Origin of the sequence: Aquabacterium sp., from assembly GCF_048860245.1 — a bacterium.
Classification (GTDB): Bacteria; Pseudomonadota; Gammaproteobacteria; order Burkholderiales; family Burkholderiaceae_C; genus Aquabacterium.
The window spans coordinates 24,906-35,906 of the sequence record NZ_JBLIZW010000090.1; the positions used below are offsets into that span (position 1 = coordinate 24,906).

Sequence of the window (11,001 nt, forward strand, 5' to 3'; positions counted from 1 at the left end):
GTGAATCGTTTGCCTCACCGCGCCTTACAGCGCAGCAGCCACCTCGGTGCCCTGCTTGATGGCACGCTTGGCATCCAGCTCGGCCGCCACATCGGCACCACCAATCAGCGTCACCTTCTGACCGGCGGCTTCCAGACCGGCTTGCAGCTCGCGGAACGGCTCTTGACCCGCGCACAGCACCACGTTGTCCACGGGCAGCAGCACGTCCTTGCCGCCGACCGAAATGTGCAGACCCGCATCGTCAATCTTGTTGTAGCTCGCGCCAGCAATCATTTCAACGTTGCGGTTCTTCAGCGAGGTACGGTGGATCCAGCCCGTGGTCTTGCCCAGACCATCGCCCACCTTGCTGGTCTTGCGTTGCAGCAAGAAGATCTGACGAGGCGGTGTCGGCAAGTGCGGCGCCTTGAGGCCACCACGCTCGGTATAAGCCGAGTCGATGCCCCACTCGTCGTTGAACTTCTCCAGGTTCAGCGAGGGGCTTTCACCTTCGTGCGTCAGGTATTCCGACACGTCAAAGCCAATGCCACCGGCACCGATCACGGCAACCGACTTGCCCACCGGCTTCTTGTCACGCAGCACATCCAGGTAGCTCAGCACCTTGGGATGGTCCACACCCTCGATCGCAGGCGTACGAGGCGTCACACCCGTGGCCAGCAGGATCTCATCGAAGCCGCCCTTGACCAGATCATCCACGCTGACGCGGGTGTTGAACTGCGCCTTCACGCCCGACGCCTTCAACTCGTTGCGGAAATAACGCAGCGTCTCGTAGAACTCTTCCTTGCCCGGCACTTGCTTGGCAATGTTGAATTGGCCACCGACGTCCTCACCCGCTTCAAACAGGGTGACATCGTGACCACGACGCGCAGCAGTGGTGGCAGCAGCCAAGCCTGCAGGACCGGCGCCCACCACGGCCACGCGCTTCTTCGCCGTCACCGGCTCGATCTTCAAGATCGTTTCGTGACAGGCACGTGGGTTCACCAGGCACGACGTGATCTTGCCGCTGAATGTGTGGTCCAGGCAGGCCTGGTTACAGCCAATGCAGGTGTTGATCGTCTCGGCCTTGCCCGCGGCGGCCTTGTTCACGAACTCCGGATCAGCCAGCAGCGGACGCGCCATCGACACCATGTCGGCACAGCCGTCGGCCAGAATTTGCTCGCCCACTTCCGGCGTGTTGATGCGGTTGGTCGTGATCAGGGGGATGTTGACCAGCCCCTTCATCTTCTTGGTCACCCAAGCGAAGGCACCACGCGGCACGCTGGTCGCAATGGTGGGAATGCGGGCTTCGTGCCAACCAATGCCGGTGTTGATGATGGTGGCGCCAGCCGCTTCGATGGCCTTGGCCAACTGCACGACTTCCTCGAAATCCGAACCACCTTCCACCAGGTCCAGCATGGAGAGGCGATAGATGATGATGAAGTTCGCGCCCACGCGCTCACGCACGCGCTTGACGATTTCCACCGGGAAGCGCATGCGGTTTTCATACGAACCACCCCACTCGTCGGTACGGTGGTTGGTGCGCGCCGCGATGAATTCATTGATCAGGTAGCCTTCCGACCCCATCACTTCCACGCCGTCGTAACCGGCCTTCTGAGCCATGGCGGCACAGTTGGCATAGTCTTCCACGGTCTGCCAGACTTCTTCAGTGGTCAGTTCACGGGGGGGAATCGGCGAAATCGGGGCCTTGATCGGGCTGGGGCCGACCATGCCAGGATGGTAGGCATAGCGACCAAAGTGCAGGATCTGCATGGCGATCTTGCCGCCCGCAGCGTGGACGGCATCGGTCACCACCTTGTGCTGCGCAGCTTCTTCTTCCGTGGCCATGCGTGCGCCACCGGGGTAAGGACGGCCAGCGTCGTTCGGGGCAATGCCACCGGTCACCATCAGGGCCACGCCACCGCGTGCACGCTCAGCGTAGAAAGCGGCCATGCGTTCGAAGCCATCCTTGGCCTCTTCCAGACCCACGTGCATCGAGCCCATCAGGACACGGTTACGCAGGGTGGTGAAGCCCAGGTCAAGCGGTTGCAGGAGGTGGGGATAAGCGCTCATGGAAAGGCTCTTTCTGATGATGAAACAGAAACGATTAGGACAACGCAACTATGCAACCAGTTGCATGAATGCATATTAGGGGATTCGAGACAGGTATGCAACTGGTTGCATAGTTGTCCGACGACACGTAGACTGGCGCCATGTCGCTTTCTCACGCCTTGATGACGTCCCTGCTGGAAAAATCGTCCTCAGGCTACGACCTCGCCCGCCGTTTTGACAAATCCATCGGTTTCTTCTGGCGCGCCACGCACCAGCAGATCTACCGCGAGTTGGCGCGCATGGAAAAAGACGGCTGGATCGCCTCCGAGGCCGCCCCCGATGGCGGACGCACCCGCAAAAAGATGTACCACGTGCTCGATGCCGGCCGCATCGAACTGGAACGCTGGGCGCGCGAACCCGCCCCCCTGGTCGACATGCGCGACGAGCTCATGGTGCGACTGCGCGCCGATGCTGTCATCGGCCCCCTGGGCATGCAGGCCGAAATCGAACGGCGCATGGCCTTGCACGCCACCAAGCTGGCAGCCTACCGCGCCATCGAAGCCCGAGACTTCCCCACCGGCACCCCGCTCACCCGCGAGGCACGCATCCAGCACCTCATCCTCAAAACCGGCATCATGTACGAGCACGGCTGGTACAACTGGTGCAAAGAAGCCATTGCCGTGCTGCGCGAAGCCGATCAAGCCGAGCCTCAGCGCTGACGCAGCCAGGTCAAATCAAACGGCACGCGCAAGTTCGCGGACTCAATGGTCATCGGCACTGGTGACTGCGGCGCCCGCCATGCAAACAAAGTCTGCGAGACCACCTCGGACTGCATCGTCCCCCACAACGCGGGCCGCACCCGCAGCGCAGCACGCAAAGGCACATCCAGAGACGCCGGCAAGGCCCCGGTCACATGCACATCCAAGGACACCGGAATGTCTGCCACCACGGGCACGTGCATGTCCACGGGCAAGCTCAGTTCGATGGGCACCTGGACATCCAGGCGAGGCAGCCAGTCGAACACCACGGGCACACTCAAGGCCATGGTCGTTTTCACCGGCACAGCCTGCTGCACATGCACTTCCGTCCTGACCGGCAATCTCGCCTGGACCCGCACTTGTGCCTGCACATCATCCTGCGCCGAGACCGTGACCATCTGATCCACGGGCAGGCGTAACGGCGCCACACGAGGCCACTGCGCCTGCACAGGCGTCAACACCTCCGCCACCGCCTGCGTGCCATCGCGCAAGCGCAAGGTCATGGGTTGATTCACCACCGAGATCACGCTCTGCCAGCGGGCGTAAAACAGCCAGACGCCCGTCACCAGCGCCAGCACCCACATCAGCAACAAGCCCACGCTCACACCCAGCAAGGCCCGACCTGTCACGGGCCGGTGCCATCCACGCGCCGCCTCCCCCACCCCTGGCACCGACATCAATGCCCCCCCGGTCGCTGGGGCAGGCCATCGCGCTGAATCAGTTTGACCGACTCGAATGGAATCGTCACATCCATCAGATTCAAGCCCGCGTCCACCGAGCGCTCAGGAAAAGTCAGGCGTGCTTTCACCGGTGCCGTGATGGGCACCGACAAAGCTTGGTGGAGCGGCACCTTCGCCTCAATGACCGTGTCAATGCGCGTGCGCAAGGGTTCCTTGACCTGGACCTTTGCCGGCACGGTCATCGCAATGGGCACATCCTGCGCCACCGGAATCATCATGTCGATGGGCACGTCCGCGCGAACCGGCACCTGACCCTTGATGGGCACGGTCACCGCCATCCCCAGCACCTTCGTCTGAACACGCGTGTCGAGATCAACCACCTGATCCACCTTGAACACCTGTTTGACGGGCACCGCCAGACGTATCGGCACCACCGTGTCCAAGCTGACCTGGATCGGGATCTCGCCCTCCAGCGGAATTTGCACATCCTGCTGCACCGGCACCCGGATCGGTACCGTCTGATCCACCCTGACCTGCACCTGCTGGCTGACAGCCGCTTCCACCGCCAGAGCTTCGGGCAGCCTGATTCGCACATCCTGCTCCTTGAGCACGACCTGTGCAGCCAGGTTCTGCCACGCCCACCACGCCACGGCCACCGACGCGGCTCCCATGAGCAAGAAGATCCCCGTTGCAGTGAGAATCAGGTGCTTCCACGTCACCACACGGCCATACACCGCCAGCATCGCGGGCGTGACCGTGGGCACATCGATATTGGACAATTCAGGTTTGCTGCGGGACATCTCAAGCCATGGCGACAGATCACCGCAACGCCCCAGGCCCAGCCCGTCTCCACGGCATGCAGTCAGTCACGCAATATGCCACGGCGCGCTCGAACAGATCAGCACTTTGCACGACCCATTTGTCGCCCATGAACCCGCAGGATTTCCCGCTCACCGACCTCGCTTCGGCTCAAGCCATGTTTGCCGCGCTGCAGGCACAGGCCGCATCAAAGGGTGTTGCACTGCGCTCGCCACCACCTGCACCCACATCGTGCTGCGGACGAGGCTGTAACGGCTGCGTGTGGGAAGGCTACTACGAGGCCGTCGTGTACTGGCGCGACGAAGCCTTGCTGATCCTCGCCGACTGACCGCAACGCCTCAACCCACCACACCGCGACACCGCTCAGCTCACTTTGAATTTGAAAGCACCATTCTTGGCCGCTGACACCTTGATCTTGTTGATCGCCTGCCCTGCCGCCATGCGTGCCAGCACACTGTCAGCCACCTCCGGCAACAAGCTGCCATTCAAGATGTGATCGACGGCGCGCGCACCGGTATCCACCTCCGTGCAGCGCGCCAGCACCGTCTCGATCAAGGCCTTGTCATATTCCAGTTCGGCCTGATGGTTCGCCTGAACGCGCTTGGCAATGCGATCAAGCTTCAGGCGAATCACCTCTGCCAGCACCTCGTCCTGAAGCGGGTAGTAAGGCACCACCTTGGTCCGCCCGATGAACGCGGGCTTGAACGTTTTGTACAGCACCGGCCGCAGCGCCTCGGCCAGCTCATCCGCGGCAGGCAACTCCGCTGGCGTCTTCATGACCGCACCGCCCAAGGTCTCGTCATGTTTGAAACAGGCCTGCATGATGCCCTGCGAGCCAGCATTCGAAGTCAGGATGATCACCGTGTTGCGGAAGTCAATCTCACGGCCCTCAGCATCATCCATGACACCCTTGTCGAACACCTGGAAGAACATCTCCAGCACATCCGGGTGCGCCTTCTCCACCTCATCCAGCAAGACCACGCTGTATGGCTTGCGACGCACGGCCTCGGTCAACACACCACCTTCGCCATAGCCCACGTACCCCGGAGGAGAACCCTTCAAGCCACTGACGCTGTGCGCTTCCTGGTACTCGCTCATGTTGATCGTGATGAGGTTGCGCTCACCGCCATAGAGGATGTCGGCCAGCGCCAAAGCCGTCTCGGTTTTGCCAACACCACTCGGCCCCACAAACAAGAAGACCCCTTTGGGCTTGTTCGGATCCTCCAGTCCGGCTCGAGCCGTGCGTACACGCTGCGCGATCGCCGCCAAAGCATGGTCCTGCCCGATCACTCGGTCCTGCAGCGTGGCCTGAAGGTTGCGCACCGTATTGATCTCATCCTTGACCATCTTGCCCAGCGGAATCCCCGTCCAGGCCGCCACAATTTCAGCCACCACTTGCCCATCCACCTGCATGGGCACCAAAGGTGCTTCGCCTTGCAGCGCGGCCAGCTCGGCCTGTTTTTGCGTCAGAACAGCCTGGTCTTCGCCGGACAGCCCCCCCGCGTGATGCTCCAACCGGTCTCGCAACGCCACGATCTCTCGCACCAACTTCTGCTCGTCGGTCCACCGCTGCTCATCCGCCAACCATTGCGCTTGTGCTGCATCACGTTGCCCCTTCAATTCAGCCAATCGTGCCTCGTGCGACACGCCCGTGATCTGGTCACGCTGGAGCGACGCTGCCTCCGCATCCAGACGATCCATCAGCTTGCGTGCATCTTCAATGCGCGCAGGGGTGGCACGCTGCCCCAGCGCCACCTTCGCACACGCTGTATCCAGCACGCTGATGGCTTTGTCCGGCAACTGTCGACCACTGATGTAGCGCGCAGACAAACGCACCGCCTCGGTGATGGCTTCATCAAACAGCCGCACGCCAAAGTGCTTGGCCATCAGCGGCGCCATGCCACGCAGCATGGCGCAGGCCAAGGCCTCCGTGGGCTCCTCGACCTTGATGACCTGAAAGCGCCGAGCAAGCGCCGCATCCTTCTCAAAAAACTTCTTGTACTCCCCCCAGGTGGTTGCCGCAATCGTCCGCAGCTCCCCACGCGCCAAAGCAGGCTTCAACAAATTGGCAGCGTCATTCTGTCCGGCCTGCCCCCCTGCACCAATCATGGTGTGAGCCTCGTCAATGAACAAAATGATGGGGTGAGGGCTCTTTCTCACCTCATCAATCACGTTCTTCAGGCGGTTCTCAAACTCACCCTTCACCGACGCACCAGCCTGAAGCAAGCCCATGTCCAGCACGTGAATGGCCACGCCTTGCAGGCTCGGCGGCACATCTCCCTGCACCACCTTCAGCGCCAGACCTTCCACCACCGCCGTCTTGCCGACCCCTGCCTCCCCCGTGAGGATCGGATTGTTCTGACGACGACGCATCAAGATGTCGATGGCCTGTCGGATCTCCGCATCGCGCCCGATGACGGGATCCACCTTCCCCTCTTGCGCTCGCGCTGTCAGATTGATGGTGAACTGATCCAGCGCTGGCGTTCGCCCTGCCGTCACCTGCACCTCGCCCTCTCCGTCTGCCGAATCGCTCATCGACTCTGGTGAGACCCGCTCAGACTCCACAGAGCCGCGCGTCCAATCAGGCAAGCGGTGCTTGATCTCATCCAACTTGAATCGGCCAAACAAGCGTGAGGCACGCGCAGCCAGTTGACTCAAGGTTGGCTCGGTCAACAATGCCAGCAACACGTCCGCACTTCGGATCCGTGCCGTGTGCGATGACAGCGAGGCGATCAACCAGGCATGCTCCAGCAAGACGGGCAGATGCGCAGAGAAGACAGGGGTTCGGGCATTCCCCGCCTTGAAGTCGCGCAGCACACGCTCCAGATCGCTCTGCAGCTCGGTCACAGACACATCAAACCGCCGACACAACACGGCGATGTCACTCTGCGGCTGTTCCAGCAACGCCAGCACGAAGTGCTCGATGTCCACCTCAAAGTGACCACGGCTCATGCACAGACTGGCGGCGCGCTCGGCGGCCTGCCTGGTTGTTTCGTTGAGCTTGGTAATGAGTGTTTTCAGGTTATGACTCATGACGATGACAGCGTAGGTAAGTGTTTGATGTTGGAATGGGCGCGACTCAGGCAGCCAAATGAATGTCGTAACGAACGTCCGTGCGATCGCTTTGCGGCGCCTTCGTCAACAAAAAGGTGTCCCACCCCAGACACCCTTGCGTCGCATGTCGGCCTGTCGTCAGCGTGATGCCTTGCACATCGTCTCGGGCCAACTGCAAGTTGATCTCGTACTCAAGGCTCACACCAGTGAACAAGGTCAGCCACTCCTTGAGTGCCAGCGCTCCCGATGCGCCCGGCAGAAAGCACTGAAACCGGCGCCGGCTCAAGGGCCCCAGCACGACCCTCATGCGCAGATCCCGTTGCCAGACTCGCGCGCCCACCAGCGCCGACTGCCCCAGCACGCCCGCCCCCCGAAGGCGTGCAGGCTCGCTCCCCAGACACGTCCGGCCATCCTCTGGCACGTCATACCAACGTCCCACGAACTGCGTCATGCGCACCGGAATGCCGAAGTACTGCGTGAGCACACTCTGCATCTGATGTACCGACCACGTGCGCTGCTGAATGGCCCCCGCAAAATAGGCCAGACTTTCATCTCGCACACCACCCAAGAGCGCACGCAATTGCTCGCGAATTCCGCGCTGCCCCAGACCGGACAACGCCAACACGATCGGGAGATAGCGATCCCGGCGATCATGCTCAAACTGAATGGGCAGCCGATGCTTGCGCCATGCTTCGTAGAACATCGACACAGCGCGATGGCTGAAGACGTCCATGAACGCACGCGCCGAAGGATCTCGGTGCATCAACTCACGCTGCGCGATGGCCTCGGTATAAAACAATGGGAGCGCACCGGACACACCCAGCAAGCCCATGCAGGCAGGCGTCAACTCCACGGCATCAATCTCGGAGGCATCCCGAATGCTTGTGCTGTCCACCCCATCCAGATCAGCACGCCCATGCACCGCCAGTGACTCGATCTCGCTGCTTGGAAAAGCCAGAGAGATGGAGTTGCGGAACTGCACGCGTCGCAAGCCGTGCCCCGCATCACCTGATGCCAGCCAGCGATCCAACAGGCGAACGGCCTGAAAAAACTCAAAGCGCTGCGGCTCATCCAGCAGCGCTGGAATCACAGCAGTGTGATGTCGCCGTTGCGGGGTTGGCATGTCACCACCTCTTCCTGAGTTCGAGCCGACACCACTGTCAAACGGGTGAAGCTGTTGGCATGCACATACATGCCAAAGTAGCGATCCAGTACCGCAGCAAACAAGCCCAAGCCGGTGCCAACGAAGCTCTCTTCGTCCACCGTCAGGCGAATCTCGGTGCCTCGAACCAATGTCGCAAAGGGTTGCCCCGGCAACCACGCTGAAGCCGGCTTGAAGTCAATCGCCACCAAGCCATTGATCTGACGCTGATTGGCCGCACTTCGCGGCCAATCGTACAAACGCAGCATCTCCTTGATCGCATCCAGTCCCGCCCCCGAGAGCGACAGGTGATTCAGCGACAAATGGGAGATCAAGCGCCACAGCACACCACGACCACGCTCCACCCGCATCGTGGAAGTTGGCTTTCTCAGCAACTTGATCTCACGCGCCGGACCACCGCCCTCCACGAACAAATCCCCCCCCGCCGTTCCCGGCGACAACAAACTCGGGAGGTCGCGGTTGGTGGCCGTGACGTCCAGGGACAGCGTGTCCACGCTGGGAGTCATGGGCTCAAAGCGCCCATCCACGAAGGTCAGGCTCATCTCGTACCCTGGACTCACTTGTGCCAGATCTTCATCTCGGCTCAGTTGCCAGTAACCCAAGTGTCCGGGCAACACATCCTCACCATGCTCGCCCTCCCCAGTCAAGTCATCGTGATGCAAGGAAAAAAATGGGCGCACCTCATCGACCGTCTCACCCGCACTCGACTGACGAACCCGATACACCTTGTCCAGTGCATAAACCTCGTAGCCAAACGCCTTGCGACCATCCACCACCAGGGGATAGCTCGCGGTCCGATGGGTCAACCGGATCGGGTCAGCCGCTTGACGAAAAAGATTGACCACAGGCGTTGCCCCCAACACAAAGTTGCTTGCAGAGATGGTCTCCAGCAAGCGCGATGGGTCCGAATCGGCGCGGATGCCACGCATTGGCAGATGCAATGTGATGGTGTCCACCTCGGTCTCGTCGGGCATCAAGCCGCGAATGGCGGGCAAGGAGACAAAGTTGAACTTCTCAGGAAACGCAAAGTACTCCGCCAGCAAGCGATACGCCACATTCGACCGAGCGTCCCAATCGACCAAGGCCTGATCGGCATCGAACCCCTGCAACATGGGCTTGGCTGCACCCTTCGCATCATCGAACACTTGGCGCCAAGGCTGGTTGGCACCCATCTGAACCATCACGGCCTGTGCGTGATGGCAAATGGCTTCGCGGAGGACACTGACCTGAGATGCCTCACCATCCAGATAAACCGTGAGCGCGCATGCCAGCAATTGACGCCAGGACATCTGAGGCGATGTCCGCGTGAGCGACAGAGAGAGCACTGAGGTCGCGCCCGCCGGCAACGCACACCCGCCACTGGGCGCTGCGATGGCGTTGCGATAGCTCACCTCTGTCAGCTTGATCGGTACAAGACGCACATCTTGTGTCGTCCTGAATTTGCAAGTCACCCCTTTGACCGGCCGGGAATGCAAGGCGCATCCCCGCTCCACCACCACCGCTTGACTCATCTGTGCCGCAGCACTGCCCAAATCGAAGGCCACCACCGAGCACGATGGAAACGGTCGAAGATAGTGCGGATACAGCACCTCCAACAAGGACTCGGTGAACAGCGGGAAGTCATCGTCCAGGCGCTTGTGGATGCGAGAAGCCAGCAGCGCAAACGACTCCATGAGCCGCTCAACATGCGGATCATCCCCCACGTCCCCGCTGACCTGCAGGCGCCCGGCAATTTTGGGATAGCGACGCGCAAAGTCCCCTGACCGGTTACGCAGGAACGCCAATTCGCGTTCGTAATGAGGGAGCAGTTCATCCATACGGCGACTCAACTGGTGAGTGTGAATGCTTCAATGCGTGGCAAAACGCGCGTGCGTCACGCGATAGCGAGACAGCGATGGCTGCAACACCGCATCGAAGCTCACGCTCTCTCTCGCAGGCCGGATGACCAACATCGCGCGAATGGTGAACCCCAACGAACCCCGGTCCTTTTGGTCTTCATGGAACTCGACCCGCACATGTTGAAGTCGCGGCTCGTGTGCCTCAATCGCATGAGACAAGCTGTGGCTGATATGTCGCCGATCCTCAGAGCTCGACATCACGCGCCCCACGAAGTCCCGGACGCCAAAGCAAATCACAGAGCGACTGGCATGCGGCCCCATCTCCTTGGATTCAAAGTCCAGAGCCGATCTCGCGTTGAGCAAGCATTCCAGGTCACGCGCCACGGCGTCACGCATCTGCTCGATCGTGCAGGTCTGCATCAACCCCTCTGGGGTATCACCATGACCGCCCAGCAATCGGTCAAAGATGCTGCGACGGATGCGCACGACTTTGGACATGGTTGCCTCTAAAAAAGATGGGGCACCACCCGCCCCATCCTGGTCAGCTTTCAGTCACACACCGATCAGTTCGGGGCGTCGAAGGTGGCCTTGTTGGTTGCCAAACTCCACGAGGCGACTTGAAGCGCCCCGGGTTTCGCGGAGGCTCCAACACTGGAGAATGGAGC

The 11,001-nt window shown here is 61.0% G+C and carries 9 protein-coding genes; 2 read left to right on the top strand and 7 right to left on the bottom strand.

What is annotated here, in order from left to right; all coding sequences use genetic code 11:
• Positions 1-24: 24 nt before the first annotated feature.
• Positions 25-2,046 carry an FAD-dependent oxidoreductase gene (locus tag ACMV18_RS10470; RefSeq protein ID WP_420817797.1) on the bottom strand — a complete coding sequence of 674 codons (2,022 nt, stop codon included), beginning with the start codon at positions 2,044-2,046 and terminating at the stop codon, positions 25-27.
• 140 nt (positions 2,047-2,186) lie between these two features.
• Here ACMV18_RS10470 and ACMV18_RS10475 point away from each other — a divergent pair, with 140 nt between their 5' ends.
• Positions 2,187-2,744: a PadR family transcriptional regulator gene (locus tag ACMV18_RS10475; RefSeq protein ID WP_374256365.1), complete on the top strand. Its 558-nt coding sequence runs from the start codon at positions 2,187-2,189 to the stop codon at positions 2,742-2,744.
• Here the strand turns inward: ACMV18_RS10475 and ACMV18_RS10480 are convergent.
• Both ACMV18_RS10480 and ACMV18_RS10485 read right to left on the bottom strand, forming a co-directional pair.
• The gene (locus tag ACMV18_RS10480) at positions 2,735-3,412 is read right to left on the bottom strand and encodes a hypothetical protein (protein ID WP_420817798.1); all 678 of its coding nucleotides are present in this window, start codon (positions 3,410-3,412) and stop codon (positions 2,735-2,737) included. The two genes, ACMV18_RS10475 and ACMV18_RS10480, sit on opposite strands and share 10 nt — an antisense overlap.
• Positions 3,413-3,459: 47 nt before the next feature.
• On the bottom strand, positions 3,460-4,263 hold the full coding sequence (locus ACMV18_RS10485; RefSeq protein ID WP_420817799.1) for a hypothetical protein: 804 nt from the start codon (positions 4,261-4,263) through the stop codon (positions 3,460-3,462).
• A 128-nt stretch (positions 4,264-4,391) separates the two neighbouring features.
• Between ACMV18_RS10485 and ACMV18_RS10490 the strand changes: the two genes are divergently transcribed.
• On the top strand, positions 4,392-4,610 hold the full coding sequence (locus tag ACMV18_RS10490; RefSeq protein ID WP_374256369.1) for an oxidoreductase-like domain-containing protein: 219 nt from the start codon (positions 4,392-4,394) through the stop codon (positions 4,608-4,610).
• Positions 4,611-4,645: 35 nt separating this feature from the next.
• On the opposite strand, the gene tssH is transcribed toward ACMV18_RS10490, so the two are convergent.
• Genes tssH through tssE form a run of 4 tightly spaced genes read right to left on the bottom strand, consistent with a single transcriptional unit; the run spans position 4,646 to position 10,834 of the window.
• Positions 4,646-7,315: a type VI secretion system ATPase TssH gene (gene tssH / locus ACMV18_RS10495; protein ID WP_420817800.1), complete on the bottom strand. Its 2,670-nt coding sequence runs from the start codon at positions 7,313-7,315 to the stop codon at positions 4,646-4,648.
• Between the two features lie 46 nt (positions 7,316-7,361).
• A complete protein-coding gene (gene tssG / locus ACMV18_RS10500) occupies positions 7,362-8,459 on the bottom strand; it encodes a type VI secretion system baseplate subunit TssG (protein WP_420817801.1) in 1,098 nt (365 codons plus the stop codon).
• The gene (gene tssF, locus ACMV18_RS10505; protein ID WP_420817802.1) at positions 8,423-10,315 is read right to left on the bottom strand and encodes a type VI secretion system baseplate subunit TssF; all 1,893 of its coding nucleotides are present in this window, start codon (positions 10,313-10,315) and stop codon (positions 8,423-8,425) included. The genes tssG and tssF overlap by 37 nt, the downstream gene beginning before the upstream one ends.
• A gap of 30 nt (positions 10,316-10,345) precedes the next feature.
• Positions 10,346-10,834 carry a type VI secretion system baseplate subunit TssE gene (tssE, locus tag ACMV18_RS10510; protein WP_420817803.1) on the bottom strand — a complete coding sequence of 163 codons (489 nt, stop codon included), beginning with the start codon at positions 10,832-10,834 and terminating at the stop codon, positions 10,346-10,348.
• Between the last annotated feature and the right edge of the window lie 167 nt (positions 10,835-11,001).